13 protein-coding genes and 1 tRNA gene are annotated in these 17,813 nt (G+C 39.3%); 13 read left to right on the top strand and 1 reads right to left on the bottom strand.

Features of this window, described 5'->3' with window-relative positions:
• The first annotated feature begins 11 nt into the window (after window positions 1-11).
• From mltG to ACQY4U_RS19185, 9 genes are all read left to right on the top strand, one after another.
• On the top strand, window positions 12-1,067 hold the full coding sequence (gene mltG, locus ACQY4U_RS19225) for an endolytic transglycosylase MltG (protein WP_428331078.1): 1,056 nt from the start codon (window positions 12-14) through the stop codon (window positions 1,065-1,067).
• Window positions 1,067-1,474: an acyl-CoA thioesterase gene (locus ACQY4U_RS19220; RefSeq protein ID WP_428331077.1), complete on the top strand. Its 408-nt coding sequence runs from the start codon at window positions 1,067-1,069 to the stop codon at window positions 1,472-1,474. The genes mltG and ACQY4U_RS19220 overlap by 1 nt, the downstream gene beginning before the upstream one ends.
• An 11-nt stretch (window positions 1,475-1,485) precedes the next feature.
• Window positions 1,486-2,454, top strand: a complete 969-nt coding sequence (locus tag ACQY4U_RS19215) for a YihY/virulence factor BrkB family protein (protein WP_428331076.1) — start codon at window positions 1,486-1,488, stop codon at window positions 2,452-2,454.
• A gap of 200 nt (window positions 2,455-2,654) precedes the next feature.
• Window positions 2,655-2,741: transfer RNA gene (locus ACQY4U_RS19210), tRNA-Ser, on the top strand.
• Between the two features lie 288 nt (window positions 2,742-3,029).
• A complete protein-coding gene (locus ACQY4U_RS19205; protein ID WP_428331075.1) occupies window positions 3,030-4,193 on the top strand; it encodes a hypothetical protein in 1,164 nt (387 codons plus the stop codon).
• A gap of 240 nt (window positions 4,194-4,433) precedes the next feature.
• Complete coding sequence (locus ACQY4U_RS19200) at window positions 4,434-5,276, top strand: helix-turn-helix domain-containing protein (RefSeq protein WP_428331074.1); 843 nt, start codon at window positions 4,434-4,436, stop codon at window positions 5,274-5,276.
• A gap of 85 nt (window positions 5,277-5,361) precedes the next feature.
• Window positions 5,362-5,655 carry a putative quinol monooxygenase gene (locus ACQY4U_RS19195; RefSeq protein ID WP_428331073.1) on the top strand — a complete coding sequence of 98 codons (294 nt, stop codon included), beginning with the start codon at window positions 5,362-5,364 and terminating at the stop codon, window positions 5,653-5,655.
• 14 nt (window positions 5,656-5,669) lie between these two features.
• Window positions 5,670-6,071 (top strand): GlcG/HbpS family heme-binding protein, encoded by a 402-nt coding sequence (locus ACQY4U_RS19190; protein WP_428331072.1) that lies wholly within the window; start codon window positions 5,670-5,672, stop codon window positions 6,069-6,071.
• 143 nt (window positions 6,072-6,214) lie between these two features.
• Entirely contained in the window at window positions 6,215-7,513 is a 1,299-nt protein-coding gene (locus ACQY4U_RS19185; protein ID WP_428331071.1) for a DASH family cryptochrome, read from the top strand.
• Between the two features lie 67 nt (window positions 7,514-7,580).
• Here the strand turns inward: ACQY4U_RS19185 and ACQY4U_RS19180 are convergent, their stop codons facing one another.
• Window positions 7,581-10,331: a substrate-binding domain-containing protein gene (locus tag ACQY4U_RS19180; protein WP_428331070.1), complete on the bottom strand. Its 2,751-nt coding sequence runs from the start codon at window positions 10,329-10,331 to the stop codon at window positions 7,581-7,583.
• A gap of 370 nt (window positions 10,332-10,701) precedes the next feature.
• Here ACQY4U_RS19180 and ACQY4U_RS19175 point away from each other — a divergent pair, with 370 nt between their 5' ends.
• Genes ACQY4U_RS19175 through ACQY4U_RS19160 form a run of 4 tightly spaced genes read left to right on the top strand, consistent with a single transcriptional unit; the run spans window position 10,702 to window position 17,776 of the window.
• On the top strand, window positions 10,702-12,015 hold the full coding sequence (locus ACQY4U_RS19175) for a sugar porter family MFS transporter (RefSeq protein ID WP_428331069.1): 1,314 nt from the start codon (window positions 10,702-10,704) through the stop codon (window positions 12,013-12,015).
• Between the two features lie 7 nt (window positions 12,016-12,022).
• Window positions 12,023-12,928 (top strand): carbohydrate kinase family protein, encoded by a 906-nt coding sequence (locus tag ACQY4U_RS19170; protein ID WP_428331068.1) that lies wholly within the window; start codon window positions 12,023-12,025, stop codon window positions 12,926-12,928.
• Window positions 12,929-12,953: 25 nt separating this feature from the next.
• Entirely contained in the window at window positions 12,954-16,040 is a 3,087-nt protein-coding gene (locus ACQY4U_RS19165) for a SusC/RagA family TonB-linked outer membrane protein (protein WP_428331067.1), read from the top strand.
• Between the two features lie 14 nt (window positions 16,041-16,054).
• Window positions 16,055-17,776, top strand: a complete 1,722-nt coding sequence (locus ACQY4U_RS19160; RefSeq protein ID WP_428331066.1) for a RagB/SusD family nutrient uptake outer membrane protein — start codon at window positions 16,055-16,057, stop codon at window positions 17,774-17,776.
• The last annotated feature ends 37 nt before the right edge of the window (window positions 17,777-17,813 follow it).

Here is a 17,813-nt window from a genome sequence, read left to right as displayed (position 1 = left end):
TATTATAAGAAATGACAACAGAGAAAAAATCATCAGGCGGAACTTTAAAAAAGTTTATAGTAGCCCTGGTGATCATAATTATTATAGCACTTGGATTTACAGGCTTAAACTATTACCTCAAATATTTCAGTGCCAATGTTACCGGCAAGCAGGAATATTTATATATACACACCGGCGCTAAGTTTGAGGATGTGTATAAAACCATTCAGGATGAGGGTATAGTAAAAGATACTTCAACATTTTATTGGGCCGCTCAAAATATGAATTACACCACGCGTGTAAAACCGGGGCGTTATCACCTGCACGAAGGAATGAGTAACCGCAAGCTCATTAACATGCTGGCATCAGGTACACAGGCGCCAGTTACACTTGCATTTCATAATTTAAGGTTAAAGGAGCAGTTTGCGGGTTTTGTTGCAAAAAAATTAGAGCCTGATTCAACTTCCATTATCCGCCTGCTTGATTCTGCCAGTTATGTACAGCAATATGGTTTTACAACAGACAATGTTTACACCATGTTTATGCCTAACTCCTACCAGATGTACTGGAACACATCGCCCGAAAAACTTTTTAAGCGGATGTATGCCAATTACGAAAAATTCTGGACGCCTGAGCGTAAGCAAAAAGCAGAAGCTCTTAATCTTGATCCTATTAAAGTATCTATCCTGGCATCAATAGTTGATGCGGAAGCCCTGCATGATGAAGAGATGCCCGCAATTGCAGGCTTGTATCTTAACCGCCTAAAAAAAGGTATGAAGTTAGAAGCTGACCCAACTATTATTTTTGCTGAGAATGATTATACCATAAAAAGGGTATTGAATAAATATCTCTCTATCAATTCGCCGTATAATACTTACCTGCATACAGGTTTGCCTCCGGGCCCAATCATGATGCCATCTGTAAACGCGGTAAATGCCGTATTGGATTACCAAAAGAGTGATTATCTATATATGTGTGCCAAAGCCGATTTTTCGGGAAACCATGCTTTTGCTACCAATATGGCCGACCATTTAATAAATGCGCATAAATTTCAACAGGCGCTTAACGAACGAAACATTAAAAGATAATGTTTGAGCACTCCACCAAGTTAAGGGTACGCTATGGTGAAACCGACCAAATGGGCTATATGTACTATGGTAATTATGCCCAGTTTTATGAGGTTGGCCGTGTAGAGATGCTACGGAGCCTTGGGCTTACCTATAGTGGCATGGAGGCATCAGGTATTATGATGCCTGTTTTGGAGCTGAACTGTAAATACCTGAAACCTGCACTTTACGACGAGGAAATAACTATCAGGGTTATTATGGAAGAAATGCCGCGGATAAAGATCCATTTCAAGTATGAGCTTTACAATGAAAAACAGGAACTTATAAACACCGGGGAAACCTTATTGGTGTTTATTAATATGAAAACTAACCGCCCCTGCCTGCCATCGCAAGAGTTTCGTGATAAATTAAAACCATATTTTGAGTAATTTTGACTCAAATGACCTGGACACATCGTTTTTTACTTCGTTTTAAGTTTTACCAAAGTTTTATTACCTGGTCAAAATCATATATCCTGCCGGGTTTTGATCCCCTGCCGCTATTTAACGTCATCGCTTTTTTTGCGCACGAAATTCAGCAGCGCACATTGTTAAACAGGGCTTCATCGCTGGCATTTAATTTTATGCTGGCCTTTTTTCCGGGGACTATTTTTTTATTTACGCTTATCCCCTATATCCACATAAAAAACTTTCAGGGCCAATTGCTCAACATACTGTCAACCATATTACCCTACAACGCTTATATGGCCTTCCAGGCTACTATTGAGGATATAGTAAGGCACCAGAACGGTAAGTTATTATCTATCGGATTTGTATCGGCATTATACTTTGCCACAAACGGTATCAGCAACCTGATGCAGGCCTTTAACCGGTCATCATTAGTGATAGAAAAAAGAACCTGGCTAAAAAGGCGCGGCATAGCGCTGATATTAACCCTGGTAATCAGTACCTCTTTACTGATCGCACTAACCATCATGACGGCCGGTGAATCACTGATCGGCTTCCTGAAATCACATATTGATGGCAAGAGTAACTTCTGGATCTATATGATAGCCTTTTCGCGCTGGATAATTGTAATTGCCATATTCTTTGTAACCATATCTTTATTATACCGCTACGGGCCTGCAAACAAGCAAAAATGGAGTTTTTTAAGTACCGGTTCTATTATGGCAACTATCCTTGCTATTTTAACATCGATGGGCTTTAGCTATTATATTAATCACTTTTCGTCATACAATAAAGTTTACGGCTCCATAGGCACACTTATTATATTAATGCTATGGCTTTATTTAAACTCACTAATCCTGCTGATAGGCTTTGAACTTAACGCAAGCATTGATTATTCAAAAAGGAATATCAAAATTGTAAAGCCAATGTTTAATTCCTTCCGCCAAAACACAATAAATTAACAAAAATCTGCGTTTTTACGCAGATTTTTAGCTGCTCAACTAACCAAATCAAGGTAAAAAGAAGCAAAAACAACCTATTTTTATTAAAAAAAGCTTGTTTTATCAATTACAATCAGCAAGCAATCAATTGCTTAACTAAATAATAAAAAAAGTTTAACATCAAATTTGCCAATTAGGCCAGCTTTTGTACTTTTGTCCCCGGAGAGCTGGCAGAGTGGTCGATTGCGGCAGTCTTGAAAACTGTTGAACTGTGAAAGGTTCCTGGGGTTCGAATCCCTAGCTCTCCGCAACCCAAAAGCAACGAAAGCCTTGTACAAAATGTATGAGGCTTTTTTGTTATAATAGTATTTGATAGCCGTTTGATTAGGCATTAAATTCCATATTAAATAATTGCATTTTTTCTTGATGACATTGTGCATTACTTGTGCAGAAAATCCAAGGCCCTTATTTATGAAGAAGTTAGCCTAACCTAAATGTTTTTCTCCTAAGCTTTTTGATTAAAAACAATCTTCTACAGATGGCACAATAAGCACTCTTGATATTACCTTTACAAATCCAGATTTGAAACACCTGACATGAAACGCTTATTCACGCTAATTTTAATTTTAAATATAATACAAAGTAATGCCCAAAACAAAATGCCTGTTATCAATGCTTCCTCCACACAAGCAAAGATTTATGAACAGGAAGATCCGGCGTACAATTGGACGATAAACCCCCAAATAAAAGTGGATGTTCACATTACAGAAAAACTTGTCAAAACTTCATTAATAAAATTTAAAACCAATCTTGATTCCATTAGCTTCAAACTTAAACCTGGACAGCATAAAGATTTTATTGTTTTACTGAATGGCAAAGACACCTGCCTTACACGTATCCAAAGCCCGGAGGTAAAAAACTTCAGTCATTTGGTAGCAAAAATACATGATACCATCCCTTTCTTTGTTAATAAATACAACACCAACTTTTTTCCGGTCTTTTTCAACAATACAGATACACTTAGTATGAATTTTGATACCGGAGCGACAGAAGTATCGTTTACAGAAGATGCGCTTAAGGAAAAAATCAAGTCTAATCCCAAGCTCTACAGCACTTTTTATAATTTAAAGATCGGAGCCCGGATGTATAAAAGCAAAATTTATGACATCCGGCTTGCAGGGAACGAAACGGACGGACTGGTAGGATGGGATAATTTTGATGGAATGATTGTGGAACTTGATTACGACCATAACAGGATGATAATTCATTCTAAAATACCTAAGCAGATATTACACGACCATGCGTATTCAAAATTCAAGATTCGGTATATTAAAAACAAACCATTCATCCAGGGAGAAATATCGCAAAGCAACAGCAAAGTTAAGAATTGGTTTCTTTTTGATTTGGGTTATCAAAGAACAGCCATGTTAGATAACGACCTGCTGAAGGCATCACAATTTCCGGTTTCGGATATGAAAGTTATCAAAAAAGTGATTATGCACGGGACTAAAGGCAATGAAATTCCCGTGGTTACTGCAAACCTGGAAAAGTTGACACTTGGTAAATTTAAACTGTATAATATTCCGGCACAACTTATCGGGCAGAACAAACCGCTCCGGGGTGCGAATATCCATTTTTTAGGAACAGATGTCTTAAAACGATTTAATACTGTGCTGGACTTTCAGAAAAATATAATTTATCTTAAGCCTAATAAACTTTACCATACGCTTTATGCAGATCAAAAGAAAAGTGTTGGCTAATTTTAAATAATACAAGTGGTTTTATGCCGCTCATAAAAAGTATGGATAAATCAAAAAAAACAAGAAAATGAGGGATTATAAGATCCTTAACCTTTTTTGAATTTTTGATCAATTTTACCTTATCAAAATCACATGTGAAAAATTGACAAGTTAAAAATTGCTGTAGGCTGCCAAACCGAAGTATATAAATAAACCATTAGTGTGGTTTACTATATTTGTACAAATTACGTATTTAGTCCAATGACGAAATTGCCACAAAATCTATTCGGTGAAGATGCCGGCGACCTCTCGGTATACAACTATGATATTAAAGATATCATGAACCGCAGCAAGGTGACTATTAATCAATACGTGATTAGTTTTTTGATACAGGGGCAAAAGGTTATTAATTTTGCCGATTCTGCCATCCAGCTGGATAATACCAAAGCCCTTATGATAGCGCAGGGTAATTACCTTATGACGGAAAAGGGCTACGGTTCTGAAGATTATAAGAGTATCCTGATTTTTTTCTCCAAAGCGAAACTCACCAACCTGTTATTAAAAAAGGAATTGATCAGCCCGCCGATAAAAGGTGTGGATACACAAAAAGCCTACTTTACCATAGAGCAAGACGATTTTGTAAAAGCATTTATTAATTCACTTTCTGTTCATTTTAAACTTCATCAGGCACTTTCAAGGGAATTACTGGAAGTAAAATTTGAGGAGATCATGATCTATCTGCTTGACAGGTATAAGGAAACAATGCTTCCGTTCTTATTAAACACGCTTCAAAATGATAGCGACCTATCGTTTAAGAATACAATCGAGGCTAATAGATACACTAACCTCCGTACCGAAGAACTTGCCTTTTTATGTAACATGAGTTTATCTACATTTAAAAGGCATTTTGTAGAAGTTTATGGAAAAACGCCGGGTAACTGGTTTAAAACTAAAAGACTTGAGCGGTCAAAGCAATTATTAGAATCAGGAAAAATGAAACCCTCCGAACTGGTAAACAGCTCCGGATATAAGAATCTTTCTCATTTCAGTACCGCTTACAAGGCGCAATTTGGCAAAAGCCCAAGTAAGGTGACGGAAAATTGAACCTTTTTCGTAAGTTTTTGAACCTCGTTTTAACACCGTTATGATGTGATGATGTTTACTTTGCAATACCAAAAAAAACATCATTATGGAAAAATTCGCATTATTAGCACGGGTAGAAGCCAAACCCGGAAAAGAACAGGAAGTACTGGCATTTTTAAAAAGCGCCTTACCATTAGCTGAAGCAGAACCGGATACCGTTAGATGGTACGCCCTGCAATTAGGCCCGTCAACCTTTGGCATATTCGACACCTTTGAAACTGAAGAAGGCAGGCAAGCCCATTTGGATGGCAAAATTGCTGAAGCCTTAATGGCCAACGCATCAGAACTTTTAGCCAAAGATCCTATCATTGAAAAAGTAGACCTTTTAGCTATTAAATAATCATTAAAACACAGATGAACATAACATTAGCACAAGCAGAAGCGGCAATAAACGCAGCCAAAATTAAAGCAGCCGAGATTAACACGAAGATGGATATTTGCATAGTAGATGCAGGTAGTAACCTGGTGGCATTTGCACGAATGGACGGAGCCTGGTTAGGCTCGGTTGATATTTCTTTCAAAAAGGCAAAAACCGCCGCCTGGTTTACTATGGACACCGCCGCATTAAGCCCGCTGGTACAGCCAGGCAAGCCGCTATATAATATTGAGCATTCAAACGGTGGCCTCATTACTTTCCCCGGTGGTGTAGTAATTAAGAATACCGAAGGTGATGTTATCGGTGCTATCGGCGTTTCTGGTAGTACAGTTGAAGACGATCACGAGGTAGCTGTAGCCGGCGCTACGGTTGTAAAATAATAGTAGTTACGCTGTAAATTTAAAACTATTTAATAGCCAATCCATTTTTGATAAGCGTGTGGGATTTATTCCCATACGCTTTGTGTTTAACAGGAAGTAGTCAGCATACCTGCGCAATAAATATTTTCACTAATTTATACACTATGCAAACAAAAAAAATTGCCTTAATATGGTTTAAAACAAACCTCCGCCTGAGCGATAACGAATGTTTGTTTAGGGCGATTGCAGAGAATGATGAAGTGATCCCATTTTACTGCCTCGACGATCATCTTTTTCAAACAACAAAGCTCGGGTTTAAAAAAGCAGGGGGCTTCAGACTGAAATTTCTGAAAGAAAGCTTGCAGCAGCTGGATACTGATCTGCGCAAAGCAGGATCGGGATTGTTATTATTAAATGGAATACCTGAAAAGGAAATATTCCGCCTCGCGAAAGAGCAAGGCGCGCAAAGCGTTTATGCTGAAAAAGAAGTAGCACCTGAGGAATTGAGCACAGCCCTAAAAGTTGAGGCGGAACTGTTAAAACTGAATTGCCCTCTTTTGAATTTTGAATGCCGGAATCTTTTGCACTCGTCCGACATCCCGTTTACAATCAGCCAGTTACCGGATGTATTTACCGAGTTTAGAAAACGAACAGAAAAAACCGTTATTATAAGGCCGGTATTCCCGAAGCCATCCACCATCGCATCACCACCGGTTGCAGCACTAAATTTAACTCTTTTAGATGAATTAATTTCAGGAGATATAATGATCGATTCGCGCGCTGCTATTCAGTTTAAAGGTGGCGCGGAAGCGGCCCACCAGCGTTTACAGCATTATTTTTACCAAACTAAAGGGCTGTCAACCTATAAAGAAACGCGCAATGGGATGGTTGGCGAAGGATATTCTTCCAAATTTTCTGCATGGCTGGCTTTGGGCTGCATTTCTGCAAAAGAGATATATACTGAAGTAAAAGCCTATGAAGCTTTATACGGAGCTAATGACTCTACTTACTGGCTGATCTTCGAATTGCTTTGGAGGGACTATTTTGGTTTTTGCATGGAAAAAAATGGGGTGCGCTATTTTTCAAGGTCAGCTACCCAACAACCTAAAGCAACCAATCCTGAAAAGTTTGACGCAGAATTAAATAAATGGATCAACGGCCAAACAGGGATACCATTTATTGATGCAAATATGATTGAACTTAAACTCACCGGCTTTATGAGCAACAGGGGCAGGCAAAATGTGGCCAGTTATTTATGTAATGATTTAAAACTGGACTGGCGTTACGGTGCGGCCTATTTTGAGCAGCAATTAGTTGATTATGATGTTTGCAATAACTGGGGGAACTGGGCCTACCTTGCCGGAGTAGGAAATGACCCGCGGGCTAACCGCTACTTCAATATTACCAAACAGGCAGCCAATTATGATGCTGATGGCAGCTTTCAACGGCTTTGGCTTAATTAATATATATCCAATCCGTATGGCCATATACTAAGCTTTTTAGAAGAGGTGCTGCCCTGGGGCTTTTAATTTACAGATGTTGTTTCCGTTTAAATTCGCTTGGGGTGCAGGCATATTTAGCTTTAAATACGGTTGAGAAATAATTAGGGTTTGAGAATCCAACCTGATAGGTAATTTCTGCAATGGTAAGGCTTTCATTATTTAACAGGTAGGTAGCTTTTTTTAACCGCCTGTTTAATATATAATCAGTAATACTGCAGCCCAGTAATGCCTTCACCTTTCGGTAAAGCTGCACTCTTGATACCCCTATAATTTTACAAATATCATCCACATTAAATTTATCATTTGATAAATTCTGTTCTACTATACCGGCAAAATCATTCAGAAATTTTTTATCCAGTGATTTTGACAGCGGCAGCTTTTCGGCTGTGCTTATATCGCTTGTAAAGTGTTCTTTTAAAAGTGATCTGTTTTTGATCAGGTTTTGCACACTGGCCATCAGGTAATCAAAGTTAAAGGGCTTGGTAATGTAAAGATCGGCCATGGCTTTAACACCCGAAATCTGGTGCTCAATGCTTCCCTGTGCTGTAAGCAGAATGATAGGGATATGAGAAGTTTTCACGTCAGACTTTAATTTTTCGGATAACGTTTTGCCCGATATGCCCGGCAAAACCACGTCTGAAAGAATCAGGTCAGGCACACACTCATAAGCTTTTACTATTGCGGTATCACCATTGCTTGCTGAGTGTACTTCAAACTCAGTACTGAATTTTTCAATTAAATAATGCAAAAGATCAGCATTGTCTTCTACTATTAATATAGAATACTCTTTAGGCTGTACAAAAACATCTTTCTGGCTCTCCTGGTTTATATTGGCAAAATCTGATAGGTATATTTTCGATCTTTCCTTCATATCGGGCCAGTCATTTTTATGGCCTGTTTTTTCTGTAACGTCCAAATGCTTTTCTCCAAGCGGTAATGAAACTGAGAATGTTGTACCCTTCCATTTCTGGCTCTTAACTTCAATATGGCCGTGATGAAGCAATACAATCTCCTTTGATAGCGAAAGGCCAATGCCCGAGCCCATAATAGGTGCATTATCGGCCTGGTAAAACTGATCAAACACCAGGGCTGTATCCTCCTGCGACATACCTATCCCATTATCCTCAATATCAATATGGACGTAATTATTATCTTCCTGATGGATATGAATTTTTATCTTTCCCTGCTCCGTACTAAACTTAATGGCATTTGATAGCAGGTTGAAAAACACCTTATCAAGCATATCTGCATCAAACCAAACCTTTATTTCTTTATCAGTGGTAGTTAACAAAAGTTGTATATTCAGTTTCTGTGCATATAAACGGAAACTCTCCATAATATCCCTTACAAATGCTACCAAATTATTTTCGGAGGCTTTAAGGGTTTGTTTATCAAATTCTATTTTACGATAGTCAATTAACTGGTTAACCAATTTAAGCAGTCTGTAAGCATTTTGATGCACCATATTGATATTGCGGCCTGCGGTACCCATTACTTTATCATTGTTGATCATATCCTGCAAAGGAGATAACATGAGTGTTAATGGTGTTCGGAACTCGTGAGATACATTGGTGAAGAAGTTTAAACGGGCTTCGGTTGCTACTTCTGCTTTTGCAGACATCTCTATCAGCTGATTACGCTGCAGCAATATTTCATCATTTTTGGTTTCAAGGCTCTTATTGATCTTCCTGTTATCCATTAACGAATAAAAAGCTAAACCACCAAATACCACTGCCAAAACCAACGATATAACAATGATGTTTAATATAATCTGCTGGCTTTTATAAATTGAATGCTGCTCCTCCAGCAATGCTTGTTGTTTTAGAATATCACCCTGCTGGCTATTGATCCTGTTCCACTGCATCTTCATTAACTGTACATTGGTTGAATCAATAACTAATGATTGCAGGATATTTTCTCGCGAAAACGACTCTTTATTAAGGATCCTGAACGCGGTAGTAATAGCTTCCTTTCCGCCGGTAGGATATACAAGGCTGGCATATATTACTTTATCATTAACCATTTGCAAACCACCATTGGCACCCGGCAAAGCATCAACCCCAATTATTTTTATATTTTTACTAATATTCAGCTTTTTAAGCACCTCCCGCACACCGGATGCCATTACATCATTATGCGCAAATATTATATCGGTAGTTTTTAGCTGATCTTTTACTTTCAACAGCTCATTTTCGGCATTTTGTTTCAGCCAGTCGCCATATATTTTTGTGGTGATATGTGCGTTGGTAAACTTACTTACTCCTTCATTAAACCCACGATCGCGTTCAATGGCCGGCGAGGAGCCGGGAAGGCCCATTACTTCTAAAATATTAATCGGTTTATTAGTTAATGAACCTACGTACTGGCCGGCCATTTTACCTAATTCGTAATTATTGGCCCCAACGTAGGCTGTATATAAAGGCGATGCTGTTTTCCTGTCAATTACTATAACAGGGATACCTTTATTATAGGCATCCTCAACAATTGAGGTGAGTGGCTGCGCTTCATTGGGCGATATGATCAAAATATCAATACCATCATTAAGCATTTGTGTAACCTGGCTTTTTTGCACGTTACTGTTTCCACCGGCATCTTTATATATAAAAGTAGCACCAGGATTGAGTGATAATTCTGTCCTCATTTCATCCAGCATGGTTTTACGCCACAGATCTGAACCTGTGCATTGCGAAAAACCGATAGTAAAGGCTGTTTTTCTTTTTGCTTCCTTGCAACTGCTTGCAACTATCGCAATTAAAAAGACAATTAAAAATTTACTCAATAAAAATGCACGATAACGCATACTTCTGGTATCTGGATTTTGTTTTTAGCCGGAATATAATTGGTAAAAAAGGCTTACAACTCAAATTTATGCATAAAGATTCCATTTATACAAATTTGCAACCTCGGAGGCCTTATCAAGTGAATGATTAAATGTAACCTGATCAAAGATTTGTGGTAACATAATTATAGATCGACTTTAAGTACAATTAATATTAAATGTTAAAATACTGATATACAAGTACTTATAAAATGTTTAAATTTTAGAGGAAATTGAAATAAAATCAATAACCCCTGCCTGCTAATAAGGGATACTTTGCGATCAGTAAACCAATTATTACCAATTCCTTTTTATGAGAAAAAATTCTGTCATGGCCTGGTCCATGGTTGTAGCCCTGGGTGGCTTTCTGTTTGGCTTTGATACCGCCGTAATATCAGGCGCCGAAAAATCTATCCAACAATTCTGGCAGCTTTCAGTTTTTGAACATGGCCTAACCATTTCTATTGCTTTAATAGGAACTGTGGTGGGTTCCATACTTGGTTCACGCCCTTCAGACAGGTTCGGCAGAAAAAACACCCTTTACTTTGTAGCTATAGCTTACCTCCTATCTTCGTTAGGAACAGCATTTGCCGATAACTGGTATTTCTTTTTAGCCTTCCGCTTTTTAGGAGGCCTTGGCGTTGGCGCATCATCAGTTACCGCCCCTATCTATATATCAGAAGTATCACCTGCCGACCGCCGTGGAAGGCTTGTTGGATTGTTTCAGTTCAACGTAGTATTGGGTATACTTATCTCTTATCTATCCAATTACCTTATCAGCCAGTTAGGAGATACCTCATGGCGACTTATGTTGGGTGTGCAAGCCGTACCGGCCCTTATCTTTTTGATTCTTATCCGTTTTATCCCTGAAAGCCCCCGCTGGCTTATCCTCAAAAAAGGAGAAACCAAGCGTGCGCTTGATATATTACAGATCATCAACCCCTTAAACTATAAAGACGAGCTGGTGTCTATCCAAAACTCAAAGCTGGAAAGCAGCAAAACTGTAAACAACGAAAGTTTATTTTCGGGCCAGTATAAAACGCCTGTTGTTTTAGCAATGATGTTTGCATTTTTTAACCAGGTATCGGGTATAAACGCAATAATTTATTATGCACCCCGCATATTTGAAATGGCCGGGCTTGGTGCGCACTCTTCACTTTTATCAACCGTAGGTATAGGCACTATAAACTTTGTTTTTACGCTTTTAGCTATTAACGTAATTGACAAAGTTGGCAGAAGAGTTTTAATGCTTATAGGTTCTTTTGGGTTAATAGTTTCGCTTTTTTTGGTTGCCTATACTTTTTACTCGGGCAATTTTAATGGTTTTGCCATTCCTATCTACATGATGGTGTTTATCGCATTCTTTGCCTTTTCGCAGGGCGCGGTTATCTGGGTGTTTATCTCCGAAATATTCCCAAACCAAGTTAGGGCAAAAGGACAAACATTAGGCAGTTCGACCCATTGGGTTATGGCGGCCATCATTGCTTTCAGCTTTCCTTACCTGGCCGAAACACTTGGCGGGGCCGTTACCTTCTCCTTTTTCGGTACCATGATGGTGCTGCAATTAATTTTTGTTTGGCGCTTTATGCCTGAAACCAAAGGCCGATCATTAGAGCAGATAGAAACTAATATAGTAATGCATTAATACCACTATGATGACGAATGAAATTACAAAACCAGCAATATGTTACGGCGAAGTACTTTGGGATATGCTTCCAGATGGGCCGCAACCAGGTGGTGCGCCTTTAAATGTAGCCTATCACCTTAATAAATTGGGCATAGGTACAAGTATAATGAGCAGGATTGGTAATGATCAGAATGGCGAAGAGCTGGCAAGATTAATCAATAGCTGGGGTATTGACCCCAATATGCTGCAAACAGATAATGAGCATCCAACCAGCGAGGTTATTGCTAAAATGAATAATGGCAACGAGGTATCTTACGATATTATTTTTCCTGTTGCCTGGGATTTTATTACCTATTCAAAAAATGTTTCAGACCAGCTTAGTGCAGCTAACTATTTAATTTATGGAAGCCTTTCATCCAGAAACGATACCTCGCGGGATACTTTGTTCGAATTGCTTGAACATGATGCCATTAAAGTTTTTGACATTAACCTGAGGCCGCCATTTGTTAAAAAAGACCTGCTGGAAGCCCTGTTATTTAAGGCCGACATTGTAAAGTTTAACCAGGCCGAATTAGAAATGGCCCAATTGTTATTTGGCGGCTCATTTAGTAATGAAGCGGCGCAGATAAAGTTTATCCAGCAGCATTTTAAAGTTGCTGAAATTATTGTTACCAAAGGCGAGTTTGGTGCTTCGTACTATAAGGATGATAAGGTTTATAATGCCTGGGGCAGCGAAGTAAAAGTTAAAGACACAATAGGCAGCGGCGATTCATTTTTAGCTGCCTTTATAGCCAATCATTATTTAAAGAATGACCCGCAAACCACGATCAAAAATTCGGTTGCTATGGGTGCATTCATCGCTACAAAGAAAGGAGGATGCCCCGAATATGACTTAACAGAATATACCAATTTCAAAAACCAAATATTTTAAACCAATATACCAACCATTATAAATTATGAGAAAACTATTACTAATCTGTTCCTTACTGCTACTAATGGCGGCAAGGGGCTACGCCCAATCACGGGTAATTACCGGCACCGTTACTGATAAGGCCAACAACCCGCTCGAAGCAGTAACCGTAGCTGTAGTTGAAACACAAAATGCTGTTTCGACTGATAAAAAAGGCAAGTTTAGCCTGCAGGCGCTTGACGGACAAACCATTAGGTTTACCTATATAGGTGCAAAACCTTACACCGTAACCGTAAATGCCTCAACCTTAAAATTAAATGTGCAGTTAGATCTTGAAAACACGGCACTGAATGAAGTTGTTGTAACAGGTTACACTTCTGAACGCAAAAAGGACCTTACAGGCGCCGTTACAGTAGTTAATGTAAATGATATAAAGGATATTCCGGAAGGTAACGCCATTAAAGCCTTACAAGGCAGGGTGCCGGGCTTAACCATTTTATCAGACGGATCTCCAAACGGATCGGTAACTGTAAGGCTACGTGGTACCACTACCTTAGGTAATAACGATCCTTTATATGTTATTGATGGTATACCCTCAACCCGTGGGCTCCAGGAAATTAACCAGAGTGACATTGAATCTATCCAGGTATTAAGGGATGCTTCTTCAGCATCAATTTATGGTACAAGGGCAGCAGCAGGGGTTATTATTGTTACCACTAAAAGAGGTAAAAAAGGCATGCAACGCATTGATTTTGATGCTTCATCGTCGCTGCAATATTATACCAGTAAATTAACACCGCTTAATACCCAGCAGCATGGAGCAGCATATTGGCGCGCTGCCGTAAATGATGGTGCAGACCCCAATAATAATGGAATCTATACTTACAACTGGAATAAAAACTTTACCAACCCGGTTTTAAACAACGTTATAATTCCTGAATATATAGATGCTGCACATACCATGAAGGCAGCAAATACCAACTGGTTTAATGAGGTATCACAATCATCATTATTACAATCGTACAATTTAAGTATCTCTAACGGGAGCGAAAAGGGAAGTTCGTTCTTTTCATTAGGTTACTTTGATAATAAGGGAATCATTAAAGAATCAAGAGACACCAAGTATACGGCCCGTTTTAACAGCGATTATAACCTGTTTAACGGTAAACTTAAAATTGGCGAAAATATTTCTGCAACCTACATGCGTGATCCTATTTTACCCACAAGCAGCATAACCATATTATCAATAATTGAAAACCCAATAATACCGGTACATACTGTTACCGGCGGATGGGGAGGCCCTGTTGCCGGTATGGACGACCGCGACAACCCTGTACGCTTAATACACGATAACAAGCAAAATGTTAATGCTTTTGGCAGGGTATTCGGTAATGCATTTGCTGATCTGACCATATTGCCAACGCTGCATTTCAGAACCACCTTTTCGGCAGATTTTGCAGGCAATTATTTCAGATCGCTTCAATTGCCTTATGTAGCCGGCTTTTTATCAAATCCGGCCAATATGGTAGGCCAGTCATCTGACTATGCCGTAACCTTAAGATGGCAAAACCAGTTAACCTATGATCTTACCTACGGCAAAAACAAGATCAATGTTTTATTAGGCGAGGAAAACATTAAGGATAAGTATCAAAACTTTAATGCAAGCGCCCAGGGACTGGCACTTAGTAATTATGACTATGCTTATTTAAGTGCAGGTACCACCAATATACTGGCCAACGGTGCAGGCAGCAATGATGCCCTCCTATCCTACTTTGGTAAAGTAAACTATGCTTACAATAATAAATATTTAGCATCGGTAACCGTTCGTCGTGATGGATCATCAAAATTTGGTTCAAACAACCGTTATGCGGTATTCCCGGCAGCATCATTAGGCTGGCGCATAAGCCAGGAAGACTTTATAAAAAGCCTACCTTTTATTTCAGATCTTAAAGTACGTTACGGATGGGGAAAAACAGGAAATCAAACCATTCCTAATAATGCCAATTACTCGCTTTATCAATCAATTTACGGTAATGCCCAGCCTTTTAGCGGCGATAGCGGCAGCGCTTATGACATTGGCGGCAAAGGTTCAGGCACACTTCCATCAGGTTTTACCTCTATCCAAACAGGCAATACATCTGTTAAGTGGGAAACTACCACCCAATCAAACTATGGTTTGGATTTCGGCTTGTTTAATAACAAGCTTACCGGCTCGTTTGATTACTTCCTTAAAAACACCACTAACATTTTATATGCCCCGCCATACATAGCTGTATTGGGCGAAGGTGGAAACGAAACGTTTAACGGTGCCTCTATGAAAAATAAAGGCTTTGAAGTTTTATTATCTTACAACTCAACCATTACTAAAGATATCAGCTTAAATGTAACCGGCAACATTGCATCATACCGCAATAAGGTTACCTATTTGCCCGAAAATGTGTTAACCGGTTATCCGGGTAACGGCACTACCCAAACTATTTTAGGCCGTTCCATCAATTCGGAATTTGGTTATGTAGCGCAGGGTTTATTTACCACACAGGCCGAGGTTAATAACTCGGCCACGCAGCCGGGCAAAGGCTTAGGCCGTATAAGGTATGCCGATTTAAATAATGATGGGGTAATTGATGATCAGGATCGTAAATTCCTGGGGACTTCTGATCCTAATTTTACTTATGGCTTAAATACAGCTATTGGCTATAAAGACATCACGTTAACATTCTTCTTTCAAGGTGTACAGGGTGGCTTAGTTTATAATAACTACAAGTACCTTACAGATTTTACTTCGCTGGCACCGGGTTCAAACTGGGGCAACAGGGTTTTAAACGCCTGGACACCTCAAAACCCAAACTCAACTATCCCGGCGCTTACATTAGTTGATCGTAATAACGAAGGCCGGTATTCAAGCTATTTCCTTGAAAGCGGATCATACCTTAAATTAAGGAACATACAATTAGCATATGATTTGAAAAATGCATTTAAAAAGATCAAACTTCAGCGTGCAACTGTATATATACAGGCAAGCAACCTGCTAAGGTTCAAAAGCTCATCATATACAGCACCTGATCCGGAGAACCCGGCAAATGCATATCCTATACCTGTAATTACTACTGTAGGGGTTAATTTTTCTTACTAATTTAAAATAACAACATGAAAAATCTAAAATATATAGCGGTATTAATACTTTGTGTATTTGCAGCATCCTGTAAAAAATACCTGGATACAACACCACAGGGGGTTATATCTACTTCAGATCTTAACACACCAGCCAATACCGATGCAATGGTAATTGCGGCATATTCATCATTGGGTAATGATCATTATACTTATCCTTACAGCAGCATGTGGGCTTATGGCAGTATCCGCAGCGGCGATGCTTACAAAGGCGGTGGTGGCCCCGGTGATGTTGCTGAGTTTAATCAATATGAAACTTTTTCATTAAACAGGGTTGATAACGGAAACTCGGATGCAACCTGGTACAACCTGTATGTAGGTGTTGGCCGTGCAAATACAGCGCTGGGCTTAATAAATCAATTAACGGTTGCGCAATATCCCAATAAAGTTGAACGGGAAGCTGAAGCAAGGTTTTTAAGGGCACACTTTTATTTTCTTTTGAAAATACTTTTTAAACAAATGCCCTGGATTGATGAAACAGTAGCCAAAGCAAAATACAATACCATATCAAACGTAGCTTTAACCAGCGACCAGTTGTGGACAAACATTGCTAACGACTTCCGCTTTGCTGCAGCAAACTTACCGGTAAACCAAACAGATGCCGGCAGGGCTACCAAAGGATCGGCACAGGCCTACCTGGCTAAAACACTTTTATACCAGGCTTATACCCAAGACGACAAAAACAATGTAACCGGTGTTGATAAAACTAAAATTGCGCTGGTAAACACTTATTGCGACAGCGTTATAAACTCCGGAAAGTATAGTCTTAATGCTGATTATGCCGATAACTTTTTACCACAATACGGTAACTCCAAAGAATCAGTGTTTTCTATAGAGTATTCTATAAATGATGGTACGCCAACAGGCCGTGTTGACTTTGGCCATTGCCTTAATTACCCTATGGATGTTGAGTACGGATGCTGCGGCTTTCACTCACCAAGTGACAATATGGTAAATGCCTTTAAAACAGATGCATCAGGCTTACCTGAGTTTACTACTTTTAATAATACAGATGTTGTTCCATCAGGCGATTATACCTCCGGAACTTTTGATCCTCGCCTGGATCACACAGTAGCCATACCCGGCCATCCTTATAAATACCAAACAGGGCTTGTTTACAATGCATCATGGGCGCGCGCACCACAATCATACGGTAATTTGTTAAGTATGAAAGAAGTGGTTGCATACACCGATCCAACCTTTAAAAGGTTCCCTCCTTTTATGTCGAGTTCAAAAGACTGGGAGGTTATCCGTTATTCGGATGTGCTGTTAATGAAGGCTGAAGCGCTGATACAAATGGGGCAGGAAACACAGGCACTTCCCTTAATAAATATGGTACGCCAAAGGGCCATAAACAGTACCGCCTTATTGGTACAGGCAAACGGAGCTACCACATCAAACTATCATATGGATGTTTACAAACCGGGCATAAACTGTACCTGGACAAATGCTTACGCTATGCAGGCACTGATGTTTGAGCGCCGGCTTGAATTTGCAATGGAAGGTTACCGGTTTTTTGACCTTGTGCGCTGGGGAATTGCTGCCGATTATTTAAACAGCTACTTTGCAGTTGAAAAAGGCCGTACCTCACACCTAACCGATGCCAACTTCACCAAAAACCGCGACGAATATTTACCTATCCCACTAAACCAGATAAACTTTAGCAAGGGCTTGTATAAACAAAACACCGGCTGGTAACGGCTAATTAATAATGAACTGTTCTTAACCGAACAGT

The sequence above is a fragment of the Mucilaginibacter sp. genome (genome assembly GCF_965277465.1).
Lineage (GTDB): Bacteria > Bacteroidota > Bacteroidia > Sphingobacteriales > Sphingobacteriaceae > Mucilaginibacter.
Note: the sequence above shows the minus strand (reverse complement) of the source record. Positions and strands in the feature narration are given on the sequence as shown.

Coding starts and splice junctions, on each gene's coding strand:
- mltG (WP_428331078.1), top strand. CDS start 12: ATGACAACAGAGAAAAAATCATCAGGCGGAACTTTAAAAAAGTTTATA.
- ACQY4U_RS19220 (WP_428331077.1), top strand. CDS start 1,067: ATGTTTGAGCACTCCACCAAGTTAAGGGTACGCTATGGTGAAACCGAC.
- ACQY4U_RS19215 (WP_428331076.1), top strand. CDS start 1,486: ATGACCTGGACACATCGTTTTTTACTTCGTTTTAAGTTTTACCAAAGT.
- ACQY4U_RS19205 (WP_428331075.1), top strand. CDS start 3,030: ATGAAACGCTTATTCACGCTAATTTTAATTTTAAATATAATACAAAGT.
- ACQY4U_RS19200 (WP_428331074.1), top strand. CDS start 4,434: ATGACGAAATTGCCACAAAATCTATTCGGTGAAGATGCCGGCGACCTC.
- ACQY4U_RS19195 (WP_428331073.1), top strand. CDS start 5,362: ATGGAAAAATTCGCATTATTAGCACGGGTAGAAGCCAAACCCGGAAAA.
- ACQY4U_RS19190 (WP_428331072.1), top strand. CDS start 5,670: ATGAACATAACATTAGCACAAGCAGAAGCGGCAATAAACGCAGCCAAA.
- ACQY4U_RS19185 (WP_428331071.1), top strand. CDS start 6,215: ATGCAAACAAAAAAAATTGCCTTAATATGGTTTAAAACAAACCTCCGC.
- ACQY4U_RS19175 (WP_428331069.1), top strand. CDS start 10,702: ATGGCCTGGTCCATGGTTGTAGCCCTGGGTGGCTTTCTGTTTGGCTTT.
- ACQY4U_RS19170 (WP_428331068.1), top strand. CDS start 12,023: ATGATGACGAATGAAATTACAAAACCAGCAATATGTTACGGCGAAGTA.
- ACQY4U_RS19165 (WP_428331067.1), top strand. CDS start 12,954: ATGAGAAAACTATTACTAATCTGTTCCTTACTGCTACTAATGGCGGCA.
- ACQY4U_RS19160 (WP_428331066.1), top strand. CDS start 16,055: ATGAAAAATCTAAAATATATAGCGGTATTAATACTTTGTGTATTTGCA.